This window comes from Achromobacter sp. UBA4530 (assembly GCF_002388205.1).
In the GTDB taxonomy this organism is placed as follows: Bacteria; Pseudomonadota; Gammaproteobacteria; order Burkholderiales; family Burkholderiaceae_B; genus Achromobacter; species Achromobacter animicus.
In genome coordinates this window covers 352,483-370,132 of record NZ_DGMA01000007.1, presented here as the reverse complement: position 1 = coordinate 370,132, position 17,650 = coordinate 352,483, and the positions used below count along the sequence as shown (strand labels likewise).

General features: G+C 66.0%; 18 protein-coding genes. 17 read left to right on the top strand and 1 reads right to left on the bottom strand.

Annotation, left to right across the window (positions count from 1 at the left end):
* Window positions 1-555 precede the first annotated feature (555 nt).
* The 17 genes from B2W22_RS05975 to B2W22_RS05895 all read left to right on the top strand — a co-directional run bounded on the left by B2W22_RS05975 (window position 556) and on the right by B2W22_RS05895 (window position 17,170).
* Window positions 556-3,471, top strand: coding sequence for a monovalent cation/H+ antiporter subunit A (locus B2W22_RS05975; protein ID WP_286936609.1), 2,916 nt, complete (start codon window positions 556-558; stop codon window positions 3,469-3,471).
* Window positions 3,471-3,815 carry a Na+/H+ antiporter subunit C gene (locus tag B2W22_RS05970; protein ID WP_175121730.1) on the top strand — a complete coding sequence of 115 codons (345 nt, stop codon included), beginning with the start codon at window positions 3,471-3,473 and terminating at the stop codon, window positions 3,813-3,815. The genes B2W22_RS05975 and B2W22_RS05970 overlap by 1 nt, the downstream gene beginning before the upstream one ends.
* On the top strand, window positions 3,812-5,443 hold the full coding sequence (locus B2W22_RS05965) for a monovalent cation/H+ antiporter subunit D (protein WP_175121729.1): 1,632 nt from the start codon (window positions 3,812-3,814) through the stop codon (window positions 5,441-5,443). The genes B2W22_RS05970 and B2W22_RS05965 overlap by 4 nt, the downstream gene beginning before the upstream one ends.
* Entirely contained in the window at window positions 5,443-5,925 is a 483-nt protein-coding gene (locus B2W22_RS05960; RefSeq protein WP_175121728.1) for a Na+/H+ antiporter subunit E, read from the top strand. The genes B2W22_RS05965 and B2W22_RS05960 overlap by 1 nt, the downstream gene beginning before the upstream one ends.
* Window positions 5,922-6,203, top strand: coding sequence for a K+/H+ antiporter subunit F (locus tag B2W22_RS05955; protein WP_056317324.1), 282 nt, complete (start codon window positions 5,922-5,924; stop codon window positions 6,201-6,203). The genes B2W22_RS05960 and B2W22_RS05955 overlap by 4 nt, the downstream gene beginning before the upstream one ends.
* Complete coding sequence (gene mnhG, locus B2W22_RS05950; protein WP_175121727.1) at window positions 6,200-6,541, top strand: monovalent cation/H(+) antiporter subunit G; 342 nt, start codon at window positions 6,200-6,202, stop codon at window positions 6,539-6,541. Before B2W22_RS05955 ends, mnhG begins: the two co-directional genes overlap by 4 nt.
* Window positions 6,542-6,698: 157 nt before the next feature.
* Entirely contained in the window at window positions 6,699-7,211 is a 513-nt protein-coding gene (locus B2W22_RS05945; protein ID WP_254594272.1) for a hypothetical protein, read from the top strand.
* Between the two features lie 148 nt (window positions 7,212-7,359).
* A complete protein-coding gene (locus tag B2W22_RS05940) occupies window positions 7,360-8,208 on the top strand; it encodes a haloacid dehalogenase-like hydrolase (RefSeq protein WP_175121726.1) in 849 nt (282 codons plus the stop codon).
* Between the two features lie 10 nt (window positions 8,209-8,218).
* A complete protein-coding gene (gene tadA, locus B2W22_RS05935; protein WP_175122009.1) occupies window positions 8,219-8,710 on the top strand; it encodes a tRNA adenosine(34) deaminase TadA in 492 nt (163 codons plus the stop codon).
* Entirely contained in the window at window positions 8,707-9,792 is a 1,086-nt protein-coding gene (locus B2W22_RS05930) for an LD-carboxypeptidase (protein WP_286936607.1), read from the top strand. Before tadA ends, B2W22_RS05930 begins: the two co-directional genes overlap by 4 nt.
* A gap of 160 nt (window positions 9,793-9,952) precedes the next feature.
* Complete coding sequence (locus B2W22_RS05925; protein ID WP_175121724.1) at window positions 9,953-11,557, top strand: ABC-F family ATPase; 1,605 nt, start codon at window positions 9,953-9,955, stop codon at window positions 11,555-11,557.
* A 183-nt stretch (window positions 11,558-11,740) separates the two neighbouring features.
* Complete coding sequence (locus B2W22_RS05920; protein WP_286936605.1) at window positions 11,741-12,958, top strand: MFS transporter; 1,218 nt, start codon at window positions 11,741-11,743, stop codon at window positions 12,956-12,958.
* Between the two features lie 106 nt (window positions 12,959-13,064).
* Window positions 13,065-13,835, top strand: coding sequence for an ABC transporter ATP-binding protein (locus B2W22_RS05915; RefSeq protein ID WP_175185370.1), 771 nt, complete (start codon window positions 13,065-13,067; stop codon window positions 13,833-13,835).
* A gap of 68 nt (window positions 13,836-13,903) precedes the next feature.
* Entirely contained in the window at window positions 13,904-14,902 is a 999-nt protein-coding gene (locus B2W22_RS05910) for an ABC transporter substrate-binding protein (RefSeq protein WP_175136639.1), read from the top strand.
* Window positions 14,899-15,672 carry an ABC transporter permease gene (locus B2W22_RS05905; RefSeq protein WP_175121720.1) on the top strand — a complete coding sequence of 258 codons (774 nt, stop codon included), beginning with the start codon at window positions 14,899-14,901 and terminating at the stop codon, window positions 15,670-15,672. The genes B2W22_RS05910 and B2W22_RS05905 overlap by 4 nt, the downstream gene beginning before the upstream one ends.
* A 10-nt stretch (window positions 15,673-15,682) precedes the next feature.
* Window positions 15,683-16,489 carry an ABC transporter substrate-binding protein gene (locus tag B2W22_RS05900; protein WP_286936601.1) on the top strand — a complete coding sequence of 269 codons (807 nt, stop codon included), beginning with the start codon at window positions 15,683-15,685 and terminating at the stop codon, window positions 16,487-16,489.
* A gap of 93 nt (window positions 16,490-16,582) precedes the next feature.
* Window positions 16,583-17,170 carry an IMPACT family protein gene (locus B2W22_RS05895; RefSeq protein ID WP_286898541.1) on the top strand — a complete coding sequence of 196 codons (588 nt, stop codon included), beginning with the start codon at window positions 16,583-16,585 and terminating at the stop codon, window positions 17,168-17,170.
* A 96-nt stretch (window positions 17,171-17,266) separates the two neighbouring features.
* Here B2W22_RS05895 and B2W22_RS05890 read toward each other — a convergent pair whose 3' ends face one another.
* Window positions 17,267-17,641, bottom strand: a complete 375-nt coding sequence (locus tag B2W22_RS05890; RefSeq protein ID WP_006388150.1) for a thioredoxin family protein — start codon at window positions 17,639-17,641, stop codon at window positions 17,267-17,269.
* Window positions 17,642-17,650: the final 9 nt, after the last annotated feature.

The window sequence follows — 17,650 nt, the reverse complement described above, 5'->3', positions numbered from 1 at the left end:
GAGTCTTCTCCATATTGTTGTTCCGAGCCGGCCATCTTGCCGGGCCAGCTTCGGTGAGGCGCGCATTGCCGGGGTGTCGCAAGCCAACGCCTCGTGGCCGCATTCCACACAGGTATGTCCCCATGGTCAACTCGGGATTGTCCCTGTCATGAGAAATCGCAAAATTTCTAACGTGTTCCCAAAAAGCGCGGAGATGACAGAAGTTACAGGAAAAAGTCAGTCTGACAGGCAGTTGAACACAAATTGAGAAGCTTTCGGTGCGCAATCGCTGCGCAGTCATCTTGCTGTCATTAGCTGGGTACGTACATAAATCCCTGCATAACTTACAAGAATCTGATATTTTTCGGCTGAGATTCTTGCCCGGTCTTGCAAGAAAGCTATTGCGTTTGTTTCTGTCTGCGCCGTTCAATTGGCGTTGGTTGATGACCCCTCGGGGCAACGTGTAGTGCAGCGACGCACCGGGCCAAGGGTTCCGTCCGTTTTTCAATCCCCGGTCTGTTTCGTCTCTCGCTGCCCTGCGCTGGCGGGAGGGGGCCCGGACATTTTCGGAACGCCATGTCGCTGATCCTGATCCTCGCTCTGCCGTTCGCCGGCAGCCTGTGCGCCGCGCTGCTGCCTTCCAACGCCCGCAACGCCGAGGCGTGGTTGGCTGGCCTCATCGCCCTCGCGTGCGTGGTTCTGATCGCGACGCTCTATCCGGACGTCGCCAACGGCGGCGTCATACGGGCCGACATGCCTTGGGCGCCCGCCCTGGGTCTGCAATTTACCCTGCGCATGGACGGCTACGCGTGGCTCTTTGCGCTGATCGTCTCCGGCATGGGCGCGCTGGTCGTGTTGTACGCGCGCTATTACATGTCGCCGGAAGACCCGGTCCCACGCTTCTTTTCGTTCTTCCAGGCCTTCATGGGCGCCATGCTCGGCGTGGTGCTCTCGGGCAACTTGATCCAGCTGGTTCTGTTCTGGGAAATGACCAGCCTGGCGTCGTTCATGCTGATCGCCTACTGGCACCACCGCCTGGACGCGCGCCGGGGCGCGCGCATGGCGCTGACGGTCACCGGGGCGGGCGGTCTCTGTCTGCTGGCCGGCGTGCTGATCCTGGGTCATATCGTCGGCAGCTACGACATGGACCGCGTCCTGGCGTCGGGCGACCTGGTCCGCGCCGACCCCTGGTATCCAGCCGTCCTGGTGCTGGTGGCGCTGGGCGCGCTGACCAAGAGCGCGCAATTCCCGTTCCATTTCTGGCTGCCCAACGCCATGGCCGCGCCCACGCCTGTGTCCGCCTATCTGCACTCGGCCACGATGGTCAAAGCAGGCGTTTTCCTGCTGGCGCGCTTCTGGCCCGTGCTGTCTGGCACCGACGAGTGGTTCTGGATCATCGGCGGGCTGGGTCTCATCACCCTGGTGCTGGGCGCCTATGCAGCCATCTTCCAGCAGGACATGAAGGGCGTGCTGGCGTATTCCACGATCAGCCACCTGGGCCTCATCACGCTGCTGCTGGGTCTGAACAGCACGCTGGCGCTGGTGGCCGCCATCTTCCACATGATCAACCACGCTACGTTCAAGGCGTCGCTCTTCATGGCGGCGGGCGTGGTCGACCACGAAACCGGCACGCGCGACCTGGGCCGGCTGTCCGGGCTGTATAAGGCAATGCCCATCACGGCCACGCTGGCGATGGTGGCTGCGGCTTCGATGGCGGGTGTGCCGCTGCTGAACGGTTTCCTGTCCAAGGAAATGTTCTTTGCGGAAACCACCTTCGTCAGTGCCGACCGCTACGTCCAGCTTGGCCTGCCGCTGCTCGCCACGATCGCCGGCGCATTCAGCGTCGCCTATTCGCTGCGTTTCATCCTGCAAGTGTTCTTCGGCCCACCGGCCACCGACCTGCCGCGCGAGCCCCACGAGCCGCCGCGCTGGATGCTGTTGCCGAGCGCATTGCTGGTCATGATGTGCCTGTTGGTGGGCATCGTTCCCAGCCTGACCGTCGGCCCGTTCCTGGCCACTGCGGCGCAGAGCATCCTGGGCGAGAACATGCCCGACTACAGCCTGGCCGTCTGGCACGGTTTCAATCTTCCGCTGGCGATGAGCCTGGTCGCCACTACCGCAGGCGTGCTGCTGTACCTGGCCCTGCGCGCGCATCAGCGCGCCAATCCGGGCCGGGTGCCGTTCATCTACCGCCTTGACGGCCGCCGCACCTTCGAAGCGCTGCTCGATGGCTCCAGCGTCGCCGCCGCATGGCTGCTGCGCTGGGTGTCGTCCACGCGTCTGCAGGTGCAGATGGTGCTGATCCTGGTGGGCACGCTGTTCGTCGCGTGGCTGCCGCTGCGCGCCGGCGGCTGGCTGGACGGCGCCGTGCGCCTGACGCCGGTCGATCCGGTTTTCGCCTTGCTGTGGATCGTGGGCGGCACCTGCGCCCTGGCCGCCGCGTTCCAGGCCAAGTACCACCGCCTGGCCTCCCTGGCGCTGGCGGGCGGGGCAGGGCTGATCACCTGCCTGACCTTCGTCTGGTTCTCCGCGCCCGATCTGGCGCTGACGCAGCTGTCTGTCGAGGTCGTGACGCTGGTGCTGTTGTTGCTGGGCCTGCGCTGGCTGCCTCGCCGCATTGTGCAGGACGACGAGGAAAGCCTGAAAGCCACGCTGCAGGCACGCGGCCGCCGTCTGCGCGATCTGCTGCTGGCAGTCGCCGCCGGCACGGGCATGTCCGCGCTGGCCTATTCGGTGCTGGCGCGGCCGCAGACCAATCCCATTTCGTCCTATTTCGTGAATCGCGCGCTGCCTGACGGCGGCGGCACCAACGTCGTCAACGTGATCCTCGTGGACTTCCGCGGCTTCGATACGTTCGGCGAAATCACGGTGCTTGGCATCGTGGCGCTGACCGTCTACGCCCTGTTGCGCCGCTTCCGTCCAGCCGCCGAGAGCGCGGACATTCCGCGCCAGCAGATGGATCAGGACGGCGGCATCCCGGACGCGCCCGACATCAAGTCGCCGGTGCCCGCAGGCTCGATGATGGTGCCCGCGGTGCTGGTGCGCCTGCTGCTGCCGATTGCCGCGCTGATCTCCGTGTATTTCCTCTTGCGCGGCCACAACCAGCCCGGCGGCGGTTTCGTGGGCGGCCTCATCTTCGCCACCTCCGTCATCCTGCAATACATGGTGGGCGGGGTGTATTGGGTCGAATCCCGCAGCCGCCTGAATCCCCAGAACTGGATCGGCATCGGGCTGCTGTCCGCCGGCATTGCCGCCGTGAGCGCGTGGCTGGCCTACAAGCCGTTCCTTGCCGCGCTGGCCTGGGACGTCGCGCTGCCGCTGATTGGCCACGTCCACGTGTCCAGCGTGCTGCTTTTTGATCTGGGCGTCTACATGCTGGTCGTCGGATCCACCGTGCTGGTGCTGGTGGCGCTTGCCCACCAATCGCTGCGCGCGCAACGCAAGGCCGCCGCCGAGCTCCAGGCGGCCGCCGTTCAAACAGGAGAAGCCTGATGGAATTGATATACGCTGCCGCAATCGGCGTGCTGGCGGGCTCGGGCGTGTGGCTGCTGCTGCGGCCCCGGACGTTCCAATTCATCATGGGCCTGTCGCTGGTCTCCTACGCAGTGAACCTCTTCATCTTCGGCATGGGCCGGCTCACGTCCGGCAGGCCGCCGGTGGTGGACCCGTCCATGGCGCATGATCCTTCCTGGTATGCGGATCCGCTGCCGCAGGCGCTGGTGCTGACCGCCATCGTCATCGGCTTTGCCACCACCGCGTTGTTCCTGGTTGTGCTGCTCGCCTCGCGGGGCCTCACGGGTACCGACCACGTTGATGGACGGGAGTCCCAATCTTGAGTTTCTGGCTTCAACACCTTCCTGTCCTGCCCATCATCATTCCGCTGGTCGCGGGCGCAGCGATGCTGCTGTTCGCCGACACCAGCCGCTACGCGCGCGGCGGGGTCGCGCTTCTGTCGACACTTGCCCAGTTGGCGGCGGCGATCGCCTTGCTGGTCGTGGCCGGCGGGGGCGTGCCCGGCGTCTGGGAAAACGGGGTAGGGGCCTACCTGGTGGGCGACTGGCCCGCGCCGTTCGGCATCGTGCTGGTGGTCGACCGCCTGGCCGCCGTCATGCTGACGCTGACGGCCGTACTCGGTCTGGCCACGCTGGTCTACGCGCTGGCCCGCTGGGACCGCGCCGGCGTGCATTTCCATTCGCTGTTCCAGTTCCTGCTGATGGGCCTGAATGGCGCCTTCCTGACCGGCGACCTGTTCAACCTGTTCGTGTTCTTCGAAGTGCTGCTGGCGGCGTCCTACGGCCTGCTGCTGCACGGGTCCGGCGTGGCGCGCGTCAGCGCGGGCCTTCAGTACATCGCCGTGAACCTGGTGGCCTCATTCCTGCTGCTGATCAGCATCGCGCTGATCTACGGCGTGACGGGCACGCTCAACATGGCGGACCTGGCGCTGCGCGCAGGCAATCTGGCGGGCGCCGAACGCATGCTGTTCGAGGCGGGCGCCGCCATCCTCGGCGTGGCCTTCCTGGTCAAGGCAGGGGCCTGGCCGCTCAACTTCTGGCTGGTCAAAGGGTATGGTTCGGCCGGTGCACCGATCGCGGCCATGTTTTCCATCATGACCAAGGTCGGCATCTACGCGCTGTTGCGCATCGGCTCGCTGCTGCTGCCGACCGGCGCGCCCGCCGCCTTCAGCCTGGACTGGATGTTTGCCGCCGGGCTGGCCACGCTGCTGTTTGGCGCCCTGGGCCTGTTGGCGACCCAGCAGCTGGAAAAAATGGTCGGCTACTGCGTCATCGTGTCGGCCGGCACGTTGCTGACCGCGTTGGGCATGCCGGGCGTGACGCTCACGGGTCCCGCGCTCTTCTACCTGATCAGCTCGGTGCTGACCACGGGCGCGTTCTTCCTGCTGGCCGAACTGATCGAACGCACCCGCAGCTTCGGCGCAAACGTGCTGGCGGTCACGCTCGATGCCTTCGACCTGGACGATCCAACCTCTGTGAACCGCTCCGACGACGTCGTCGGCGTGGCGATTCCCGCGGCAATGGCGTTCCTGGGCCTGGCCTTCATTTCCTGCGCGTTGCTGGTGACCGGCCTGCCGCCACTGTCCGGCTTTGTCGCCAAGTTCTCGCTGTTGTCGGCAGCGGTGTCGGCCGCCACCGAGTCGGCGCCGCCGATGGACGCCTGGCTGCTCGTGGCCGCCGTGCTGGTGTCGGGCCTGGCGGGCCTGATCGGCCTGGGCCGCACCGGCATCCGTATCTTCTGGGCCAGCGACGACCGCAGCACGCCGCGCCTGCGCGTGATCGAGGCAGGCCCGGTCGCCGTGCTGGTGCTGCTGTGCGTGGGCCTGGCCGCCGGCGCGGGTCCCGTGTCGGCCTACCTGGACGACGCCGCCCGTTCGCTCGACCAGCCCGCGTCGTATATCGACGCCGTCATGTCCGCGCAGACCGTGCGCGGCGTCAAGGGAGGAAGCTGATGCGCCGCCTTTACTTCCTGATCCTGCCCACGCTGCTGTTTGCACTGTGGCTGCTCCTCAATGAAAGCGTGTCGCCGGGGCAGATCGCCCTGGGCATCGCGCTGGCGCTGTGGTTCACGTGGGCCGCCTCGCGCCTGCGCCCGCTGCATGCACGGCCGCGCCACCTGTGGAAGGTGATCCCGCTTTTCCTGCACGTGACGTGGGACATCATCAAGTCCAACATCGCGGTCGCGCGGCTGATCCTCAATCCGCGCCGCAATGAGTTCTCGCCGGGATTCATCCTGATCCCGCTCACCATGCGCGACCCGCATGGCCTGGCGATGCTGGCCTGCATCGTCACCTACACGCCCGGCACGGTCTGGGTGAGCCTGACTGAAGACCACGCGCTGAAGCTGCATGTGCTCGATCTGCAAAACGAAGACGAGTGGATCGAACTGGTGCAGCAGCGCTACGAGCGCCCGTTGATGGAGATGTTCGAATGAATTCCGTACTGTATTGGGCGGCATCCTTTGCCTTGCTCTGCTTTGCGCTGGGCATGGTGTTCGCCACCATCCGCCTGTTGCGCGGCCCCACCGCCCAGGACCGCGTCCTGGCCCTGGACACGCTGTACATCAACGGCATGCTGACGATGCTGGTGTTCGGCATCCGGTCCGGCACGTCGGTGTACTTCGACATCGCGCTGCTGATCGCGCTGTTCGGCTTTGTGGGCTCTACCGCCATGGCGCGTTTCCTGTTGCGCGGCGAGGTCATCGAGCCATGATGGAAGTCGATATCCCCCTGTGGGCCGGTATCCCCGCCACCATTCTGCTGGTGCTGGGCGGACTGCTGGCCGTGACCGGCTCGGCCGGGCTGCTGCGTTTCCGCACCTTCCAGTCGCGCATCCATGCCCCCACGCTGGGCAACACGATGGGCTGCGCCTGCGTGCTGGCGTCTTCCATCCTGGTGTTCTCGGCGCTGTCCGCGCGCCCGGTGTTTCACGAGGTCATCATCACGCTGCTGCTGATTGTGTCGTCGCCTGTCACGGCCATGTTGCTGATGCGCGCAGCCACGTACCGCAACCGCCTTACCAAGGCGGAAGCGGACAAAGACGCGCGCTGATTTCGCGCCGTCCCTGTTTGCTGACGTTGAAACGTAACCTTACGAATTCACGTCGCTAGTTATGTCCCCCATCGCGCGGTCATGGGATAGTGAGGTCAGTTGGCGGCGCGGTTGATACCGCGCCGTCCGGGTTCAATCTCTTCATAAGGAGCTGACCATGAATACTGTTCCCATGCCTTCGAAGCGCCTTGCTGCCATTCTCTGCACCGCCGGCCTGATGCTCGCCGCTGGCGCGGTTCAAGCGCAATCTTCCGGCGCCTCGGCGCAGTCCAGCTATCAGCAGGACGTCGCCGCCTGCAAAAGCGGCAGGACCGGGCAAGCGCTGGATGCCTGCCTGCGCGAAGCCGGCGCGGCGCGCCAGGAGCGCAGCCGCCAGAATCTCCGCGAAGAAAGCCCCGAACAACTGCAGCAGAACATGGTGGCGCGCTGCAACCGTCTGCCCGAAACCCAGCGCCAGAATTGCGTCACGCAAATGACCGCGCCGGGCAACGTGCGCGGCAGCGTGCAGGGCGGCGGCGTGCTGCGCGAGACCGTGATCCAGGTGCCCGCCGGCACGGCCCCGGGCATGGCCCCCGCGCCGGGCATGGCCCCGGCTCCGGGCATGGCTCCCGCCCCGGGCATGGCTCCCGCTCCCGGCACGGGAACGATGACCGCGCCGATCCGCCAGTAAGGCGTTGCTCCGAACCAGGGCGCATGATTTAAAGCGCATGAAGCGAAGGTGAAGCAGGGCGCTGCGTGATGCACCGCGCCGCTTCCGAGGCGCAGCCGCTGCCGCATTCAGGCAAAATGGCGGCTGTCGCCTTTTTTTACGCATATTCATGTCCGACGTCATCGCCCTGATTTTCGATTTCGACGACACGCTGGCCTCGGACAGCACGTCCGGTTTCCTGGACAGCATCGGCGTGGACACGGCCTCGTTCTGGAAGGAAGAGGTCGATCCCCTGCTGTTTCAGCAGGACTGGGATCCCGTGCCGGCCTATCTCTATAAGATGATCGAACTGTCCCGGCAGGGACGGCACGGCCTCATCACGCAGCAGCGCCTGAAAGATTGGGGCGCGCGCCTTGATCTGCACGATGGCGTGGCCACGCTGTTCCAGCGTCTGCGCGCCGCGGTCCGGGCCGAGCACCCGCAGGTGCAGCTCGAGTTCTATCTCATCTCCAGCGGCATCGGCGACGTGGTGCGCTCGACGCCCATCGCACATGAATTCACCGAAATCTGGGCGTCCGAATTCGTCTATGGCGAGGACGGCGGCATCGCGTTTCCGCGGCGCGTCGTCAGCTTTACCGACAAGACTCGCTACCTATTTCACATTCAGAAGGGCATCATCGGCCGCGAATTCCGCAACAAGCCGTTCGAGGTCAACCGCAAGGTGCCCGAGGACCGGCTGCGCATCCCGTTCGACCAGATGGTCTTCGTGGGCGACGGATACACCGACATTCCGTGCTTTTCGCTGATCCGCCGTGCCGGCGGCTTTGCCTTTGGGGTCTGGGATCCCAAGCACCGCGACAAGCGCAGCCGCGCCTGGGGCTTCATCGAAGAAGGGCGCGTGTCCAACCTGAACCAGGCCCGCTACGACGAAGAAGCTGAGTTGTATCAATGGCTCGAAGAAGCGGTCACCAGCCTGGCGGGCCGCATCGCGCTGAAATCGCGGGTGTACCGTGGCTGAGTCGGCCCCGATGGACGCGGTGCCGCGCTGGACCGAGCAGGACGCGCGTTTCATGACCCTGGCCCTGGAACAGGCCCAGGCCGCCTACGACATCGGCGAGGTGCCGGTGGGCGCGCTGGTCGTGTCCGCCCAGGGCGACATCCTGGGGCGGGGCTACAACCGCACCATCATCGATCACGATCCCACGGCGCACGCCGAGATCGTCGCCCTGCGCGGCGCCGCGCGCCAGCTTGAAAACTACCGGCTGCCCGGCATCACCGTCTACGTCACGCTGGAACCGTGCGTGATGTGCATCGGCGCCATGCTGCATGCGCGCCTTGCACGCGTGGTGTTCGGCGCGTACGACCCCAAGACCGGGGCCTGCGGCAGCGTGCTGGACGTCGGGTCCGTGCCCAAGCTCAACCATCACACTTCAGTCACCGGCGGCGTGCTGGCCGAACCCTGCGGCGACCTGCTGCGCCGGTTCTTCCGCGAACGCCGCGCCAAGGAATCCATCGCATGAGTACCCCCAAAGCCGCCAAGTCCGCTGCCAAGCCCGCCGCCAAGGCGCGCCGCGCCAAGGCCGCAGCCACCCCGGCGCACGATCACCCGCACGATCACGGCCCGGACTGCGGCGACGCATGCGGTCACGACCACGATCATGGCCACGATCATGGCCACGACCACGCGCACGATCACGGTCCCCAGCCGGACGCCCGCGGCATCTACCTGATTTCCCCGTCGTCCGCCGTGCGCGACCCCGCCACCGTGACGCTGGCGCGCGAACGCTTGGAGCAGCAGGGCTTCAAGACCGCACTGGACCGCACGGCGCTGGCCGAACATCAACGGTTCGCCGGCACGGACGCCCAGCGCCTGGCCAGCCTGACCCGCGCCACGAAGCAGAAGCTGCCGATCGTCATGGTGACGCGCGGCGGCTACGGGCTGGGCCGGTTGCTGCACGCCATCGACTGGAAGGCCATGGCCGACAGCGGCAAGCGCTTTGTCGGCATGAGCGATTTCACGGCGTTCAACCTGGCGCTGCTGGCGCAGACCGGCGCGGTCAGCTACACGGGCGCCACCGCGGTCCAGGACTTCGGCGGCAAAAAGGTCGATGACCTGACCGAAGCGCTGTTCGGCGAAGTGATGCGCGGCGAGCTGGAGATCCTCAGCTTCGAAACCCAGGACGCCGACCCGGTCGACGCGCGCGGCATCCTGTGGGGCGGCAACCTTGCGATGCTGACCTCGCTGCTGGGCACGCCGTATATGCCGAAGATTCGCGGCGGCATCCTGTTCCTGGAAGACGTGGCCGAGCATCCGTACCGCGTCGAGCGCATGCTGATCCAGCTCTGGCAGGCCGGCATCCTGGGGCGCCAGAAGGCCATCGTCCTGGGCCGTTTCACCGAGTACAAGCTGGCGCCGCACGACAAGGGGTACGATCTGCACGAGGTCGTGGCCTGGCTGCGCAAGACGGTCAAGGTGCCGGTCATTACCGGTCTGCCGTACGGCCATGTCGCCACCAAAGCCACCTTGCCCATCGGCCAGAAGGTCGGCATCGCCACCGAAAAGGGCCTCGCGCATCTGGTGCTGGACGAGCATCACCACTGATCCCCGGTCTGGCGGTGCGGCGGTCCGGCGCGCCGGGGGCGGGCGGTCCGGCGCTCCAGCACCGCCGCTCTCGCCAATATAAATAAGGGCCGCAGCCCGTTTGCTACACTAGCAGGTTTTCCCGCATGCGCTTTCGGGCGCCTTCAAACGTACATACACCGTGATATCCACCGCCAATCTCACCATCCAGTTCGGTCCCAAGCCCCTTTTCGAGAACGTCAGCGTCAAGTTCGGGGAAGGCAACCGGTACGGGCTGATCGGGGCCAATGGGTCCGGCAAGTCTACGTTCATGAAGATCATCGGCGGCGACCTGGAACCCTCCGGCGGCAACGTCGCGCTTGAACCCGGCGTGCGCCTGGGCAAGCTGCGCCAGGACCAGTTCGCGTTTGAAGACGTGCGCGTGCTGGACGTCGTGATGATGGGCCACACCGAAATGTGGGACGCCATGTCCGAGCGTGACGCGATCTACGCCAACCCGGAGGCGACCGAAGACGATTACATGCGCGCGGCCGATCTGGAAGCCAAGTTCGCGGAATACGACGGCTACACCGCCGAAGCCCGCGCGGGCGAACTGCTGCTGGGCCTGGAAATCGCGGTCGACCAGCACAATCTGCCGATGCGCGAAGTCGCGCCGGGCTGGAAGCTGCGCGTGCTGCTTGCGCAGGCGCTGTTCTCGAACCCCGACGTGCTGCTGCTGGATGAACCCACCAACAACCTGGACATCAACACGATCCGTTGGCTGGAAAACGTCCTCAACGGCTACCAGAGCACGATGATCATCATCAGCCACGATCGTCACTTCCTGAACCAGGTGTGCACGCACATGGCTGACGTGGATTACGGTGAAATCCGCATCTACGCCGGCAATTACGACGACTACATGCTGGCTTCCACCCAGGCCCGCGAGCGCCTGGTGGCCAACAACGCCAAGGCCAAGGAACGCGTCGCCGAACTGCAGGACTTTGTCCGCCGTTTCGCGGCCAACAAGTCCAAGTCGCGTCAGGCCACCTCGCGCCTGAAGCAGATCGACCGCATCAAGGCCGACCAGGTCGTGGTCAAACCCTCGTCGCGCCAGAACCCGTACATCCGGTTCGAGCAAAGCAAGGTCATGCACCGCCTGGCCGTCACTGTCGAAAACCTCACCAAGGCCTACGACGCGCCCGTCATCACCAAGTTCTCGGCCATGGTCGACGCCGGCGAAAAGATCGCCATCATCGGCGCCAACGGCGTCGGCAAGACCACGCTGCTGCGCCTCCTGGCGCAGGACCTGCAACCCGATTCGGGCACGGTGAAATGGTCGGACAACGCCGACCTCGGCTACATGGCGCAGGACGTATCCGACCAGTTCCAGCAAACCGACATCAACCTGCTGGACTGGATGGGCGACCACCGCCAGCCGGGCGACGACGACCAGTCGATCCGTTCGGTGCTGGGCCGCCTGCTGTTCTCCGCTGACGACCTGCCCAAGGCCCCCAAGGTGCTGTCCGGCGGCGAAAAGAACCGCATGACCTTCGGCCGCCTGATGCTGGGCCGGCACAACGTGATGCTGCTCGACGAGCCGACCAACCACCTGGACATGGAATCGATCGAGTCGCTGCAGTTCGCGCTGGAAAAGTACGAAGGCACGCTGGTGTTCGTGTCGCATGACCGTGAATTCGTGTCCGGCCTGGCCACGCGCGTGATCGAAATCCTGCCCACCGGCGAGATCGTCGACTACCGCGGCGGCTACGAAGACTACCTGTCCTCGCGCGGCATCGAGGCCTGATTCCGCGGCGGGTCCTGAAGCGGCGCACGGGTTCGTGCGCCGCTTTCTCATTTGCGCCACGGCCGCGCGCCATGTAGTCCGCCGGGCCGCGATGGCCACCTGTTCAGCCGGGCGCAATCTGCGCTGCGCTATCATCGGGCCCGACCCTGGCGGCTGTCCGGCCAGGCTTCTTTTTGTCCCCACATGTCTCCCTCTATGCATGACGCGCCTGATGGCGCGCAGATCGGCACGTTCACCCTGACGGCCCGCATCGTTGCCATCGCCTTCTTTACCTTCATCTGCTACCTGGCCATCGGCCTGCCGCTGGCCGTGCTGCCGGGTTATGTGCACGGCAACCTGGGATACGGATCCGTGCTGGCCGGCCTGGCGATCAGCGTGCAGTACGTGGCGACCTTGCTCAGCCGCTCGCACGCCGGCCGCATGGCCGATACGGTCGGCCCGAAGCAGACCGTCGTCATCGGCATGGCGGCCTGCGCAATCAGCGGCATCTTTCTGCTGCTCGCCTACGCCTTTGAACGCACCGCGTGGCTCAGCCTGGCGGCAATCATCCTCAGTCGTCTGGCGTTGGGATTCGGCGAGAGCTGGGTCGGCACCGGCTCGGCCACCTGGGCCATCGCGCGGGTAGGGCCGCTGCACACCGCCCGCGTCATTTCCTGGAACGGCATCGCCACCTATGGCGCGCTGGCGCTGGGCGCGCCGCTGGGCGTGCAGCTTGAAAAGCACTGGAGCATGGGCGCACTGGGCGGTGCGGTGCTGTTGCTGGGGTTGGCCGGACTGGGTCTTGCCATGATCCGGCCGGCCGTCGCCATCGTGGGCGGGCACCGCATGGCCTTTAAGAGCGTGGTGCTGCGCGTATTTCCGCATGGCGTGGCGCTGGGCCTGGGGTCCGTTGGCTTCGGCACGCTGGCCGCCTTCGTCGCGCTGTATTACGCCAGCGTCTCATGGGACGGCGCCGCAAGCGCGCTCAGTGCGTTCGGCGGCGCCTTCATTGGCGTGCGCCTGCTGTTCGCCGGCACCATCACCCGCTTTGGCGGATTCCGGGTCGCGCAGGTGTCGTTCGTGGTGGAAGCGGCCGGTCTGTTGCTGTTGTGGCTGGCGCCCAACCCGGGCATGGCGCTGCTGGGCGCCGCGCTGACCGGCTGCGGCTTCGCGCTGGTGTTCCCGGCCATCGGCGTCGAGGCCGTGGCGCGCGTGCCGGCCGGCAGCCGCGGCGCGGCGCTGGGCGCCTATTCGGCCTTCCTGGACCTGGCGCTGGGCGTGACCGGCCCGATCGCGGGCTACATCTCCAGCGGCTTCGGCTACCCCGCGATCTTCCTGGCCGCGTCCCTGTGCGTCACGCTGGGCTTCGTCATTGCGTTCGGATTGCAGCGGGCGGCCAGCCGGCAGCCGGCGACGATCTGATCATTATTACGAAAAGAAGTAAAGACATTCGATATTGATCGTTTGGATTCATATAACGAATTGTTAGATTTGAGGCTCGTTTTCACGCGCGCTGACGATTCGTTCCATGAACCTGACTTTCGACCACGTCCACAAGCATTTCGGCGACCTGCCCGTCGTCGACGGCTTCACCAGTGAATTCAAGACCGGCGAGCTGGTCGCGCTGGTCGGCCCCTCGGGTTGCGGTAAGTCCACCTTGCTGCATCTGGCCGCGGGGCTCGAAATGCCCACGCAGGGCAGCGTGCTGGCCGACGGCGACAAGGTCACGGGACCGAATCCCAGCCGCACGCTGGTGTTCCAGGAACACGCCCTGTATCCCTGGCTGACGCTGGAAGACAACGTGGCGCTGGCGCTGGAATTCCAGAACACGCCCAAGAAGCGCGCCCGCGAAGCCGCACGCGAATGGCTGGCGCGCGTCAGCCTGGAAGGCTTCGAACACTACTATCCCCATCAGGTCTCCGGCGGCATGCGCCAGCGCGCTGCGCTGGCCCGCGCGTTCATCGCCCAGCCCCAGACCATGCTGATGGACGAACCCTTCGGCGCACTGGACGCGCTGACCCGCCTGAGCCTGCAGGATGTGCTGCGCCAGCTCATCGCGCAGGAAAAGCCGACGGTGCTGCTGGTGACCCACGACGTCGACGAGGCCCTGTTCCTGGCCGATCGCATCGTCGTCTTCAGCCCGCGTCCGGCGCGGGTGCTGCGCGAATTCAACCTGGCCCACCGCGTCAAGACGCACGACCTGTCCGACCTTGCCAGCGAAAAGCGCGAAATCCTGCGCCTGTTGGGCATCGGCGTCGGCGGTTCGGACGCGCACGCCGACATCGCGCTGGCCGCCTGATCTTCTTCCCCCAAATACCGACGGCCGCCCGGGCGCGGCCGCTTATCGAATTTCCTGGAGCTCTTCTGATGAAACTGAAGCAATGGTTGTCCCTGCCGCTGGCCGCGGCGCTGCTGGCGGCTGCCCCCGCGATGGCTGCCGAGAAGTTCCGCGTGGGCTACCTGCGCGTGATGGACGACGCGCAGGCGATCGTCGCGCAAGAGGGCGGCTACTACAAGAAGGCCGGCCTGGATTCCGAACTGATCGAATTCAAATCGGGCACCGATCTCATCAAGGCAATCGTCGGCGGCCAGCTCGACATCGGCGTGCTCGGCTTCACCAACGCGGTCGCGTGGGCCTCCAAGGGCGCTGACCTGAAGGTGGTGGGCGGTGCGCAGCAGGGCTATCACTCGCTGATCGTGCGTGACGATTCCGGCATCAAGGACATCGCCGGCCTGAAGGGCAAGACGCTGGCCTCGCAGGCCGAAGGCAGCACCGCCGACGTGGTCCTGAAGGGCGTCGTGCTCAAGCAGGGCAACCTGACGGCCGACGACGTGAACGTCATGGGCGTGAGCCCGGCCGTGGCCGTGCAGTCGCTGGTGGGCAAGCGGGTTGACGCCGCCTTCCTGTTCGAACCCTACGACCGCATCGCGCAACTGGTCGCGCCGGTCAAGCAGATCTACGAAGTGGGGCAGGCCTGGCCGTTCCCGTGCATGGTCGTCATCACCTCGGGCGAAACGCTGGCCAAGCGCAAGGACGATGTCTGGAAGGCGCTGGACGCCCAGAACCAGGCCATCACGCTGCTGCAGAAGGAACCGGCGCAGGCGTCCAAGCTGATCGCGTCGTACTTCATCGCCGAGCCCACGCTCAAGACGCTGACTCGCGGCGAGCTGCCGCGCGAAACCGTCATTTCCGAGGCCATCAGCACGCAGGTGTTCACGCCCAAGCTGACGGAGAAGGACACGGCGCGCATGCAGGAAATCGCTGACATCCTGCAGGCCCAGGGTTCGCTCAAGACGCGCGACGGCAAGCCGTACGACGTCTCCAGCATCATCGACCTGTCCTGGCAAGAGGCTCGCAAGCTTTGAGCGCATCTACCCGTGTGACCGGCGCCCGCAAGCATCTTGCGGGCGTTTTGGGCGTCCTGTTCATCCTGGCGCTGTGGCAACTGGCCGCGTTCGCGCTGCCCGACTTCCTGATGCCGGGCGTGCCCGCCGTCGTCGAGCGGCTGTTCGAAGACCTGGGCAAGCAATCGTTCCACCAGAGCCTCATGGGCACGCTGGGGCGGCTGGGCGCGGGCTACGGGCTGGCGCTGGCCGCCGGCGTGGGCTTCGGCCTCGTGGCGGCCGTGCTGTTCTTCTTCCGCGAAGTCCTGCGCAGCGCCATCGTCATCCTGCAGTCGATCCCGTCCATCGCGTGGGTGCCGCTGTTTCTCATCGTGATGGGCTTTGGCAATACGCCCATCATCGTGGTCGTGGCGCTGTCGGCGTTCTTCCCGGCTGCGCTCAGCGTGATGAACGCCACCGAATCCGTGCAGCGCGTGCACGTGTCGGCGGCGCGCGTCATGGGCGCGACGCGCTGGGGGCTGATCAAGCGGGTGTACCTGCCGGCGGTCATGCCTGAGCTCATCACCGGCGCGCAGTTGGCGTTCGGCAACGCCTGGCGGGCGCTGATCTCGGCCGAAATGCTGATCGGCTTCGGCAAGGGGCTGGGCCGGTCGCTGGCGTACTCGGGCGAAATCGCGGACATGACCGGCGTCATGACCAACATCCTCGTGATCGCCGTGCTGGCTGCGCTGATCGACCAGTTCGTGCTTGAAAACCTCAAGCATCGTTTGCTGCGTTACCAATACGTCTGACGTTGTCATCATGATGTCCCGCATGCGTCCATTCGTCCTTGCCGCGGGCCTGCTGCTCGCGGGCTTCGCGCAGGCGCAGCCGGAGACCTTTCCGGCGGCGCGGGCGCGCGGTGAGCTGGTCGTGGGCGTGCCGTATCTGGCGCCGCCGCCGGTCGCGGGGGCGAAGATCCGCACGCCCGAAGGCCTGGACGCCGCCATCACCGACAAGCTGGGCGCCAGCCTGAAGCTGCCCGTGCGGCTGGTCCAGTTGCCGGCCGCTGACGCCGCCCGGGCGCTGAAGGCAGGCGAGGTGGATCTTGTGCTTGCGGACCGCGCCGACGGACAGCCGCAGACCGTCGCGGTGCAAGCCACCGGCTATGCGGCACGGCCCAAGGCCGTGATCCGCACCGACACGCGGATGCGCAAGCCCGCCGACGTGCAGGGGCGCAGCGTGTGCATGGCCGAAGCCGCCACGCAGGCGCAAGCCCTGGCGCAAAGCTGGGGCGCAACCGTCAAGACCTATCGCGTGCCCTCGGACGCGCTCGTCGCCGTGCGCGAAGGCGAGTGCGACATCGGTCTGGTCGACGATGCCGTCTGGGAGCCGCTGATGCGCTTTCCGGAATGGAAGAAGTTCTCCTCGACGCTGACGCCGGATGGCGCACGCCAGGAGCGCGTGTGGCTGCTGCCCGCGCAGGACGAGGCCTCGCGCGCGTGGCTCGGGCAAGAGATGCGGGCGTGGGACCGCGCCGGCGCCTGGAAGGCCATGACCACGAAATGGGCGCGCGACGTCGCCTTCGACGTCTATCTGGATCAGGAAGTCCCGGACTGCCACGGCTGATGCGCGGCCGGTCCGCGCCGCGCAGGCCGGGCCGCGCAGGCCGCATCCGCGCTGTCGCATCGCCTGCCGATCCGCGCACTTACAATGCCGGGCATGACGCACACGCTGACCGCTCCCTGCACCTACCAGGAAGACATCAAGAAAAGCCGCTTTGCCGCGTATGCCGCGCCGGTCGCCACGATCGACGACGCCATGCGCTTCTTTGCCGAGCACAGCGACCCCGAGGCCACGCATAACTGCTGGGCTTACCGCATCGGACAGGAGTACCGCTTCAATGATGATGGCGAGCCTGGCGGCACCGCGGGCAGGCCGATCCTGCAGGCCATCGAAGGCCAGGACATGGACCGCGTGGCGGTATTGGTCGTGCGCTGGTACGGGGGAATCAAGCTAGGTGCGGGCGGACTGGTGCGCGCTTACGGCGGATGCGCGGCCAATTGCCTGCGGTTGGGCGAGCGTACGGAAATCGTCGACCTGGCAACGGTGCGCTGCGCATGCGGATTCGGCGAGATGGCGCTGTTGAAATCGCGGTTGGCCCAGGCAGGCGCCGCCATCTTGCAGGAAGACTACAACGCAGACGGCGTCACGCTCACGTTTACGGTGCCGCGTGTGGTGCTGACTGAATTGGAAGTCACTGCGGCGAACATCACGCGCGGCCGGTCCGCGTGGGAAGTCGTTTCGTAGCCTGCCAGCGTCCGCACCGGCCTGCCGCGCAGCGGCATCCGGGAAGCAAATGTCCCCGTGCAAAAGGATGGGGCCCGATCCGGGCCCCTTGCGGTTTTACGCGTCCTGGCTGTCTTGCGCCGCGGCGATTTCCTGGTGGACCTTTTCCATGTCCACTTCCTTGATCTTGGCGAGCAGTTCGTTCAACTGACCGCCGGACAAGGCGCCGGGTTGCGAGAACAGCAGGACCTTTTCGCGGAAGACCATCAGCGTCGGAATCGAGCGGATGCCCAGCGCGCCGGCCAGTTCCTGCTCGACGTCGGTATTCACCTTGGCGAACGTGACGTCCGGATGCTCGGTGGCGGCCTGTTCAAATACCGGCGCGAAACCGCGGCACGGGCCGCACCAGGGCGCCCAGAAGTCGACGATGAGGGTGCCGTCGGGCGTGATGGCTTCCTGGAAGCTGTCTTTGGTGAGTTCAACAATACTCATGTGGAATCC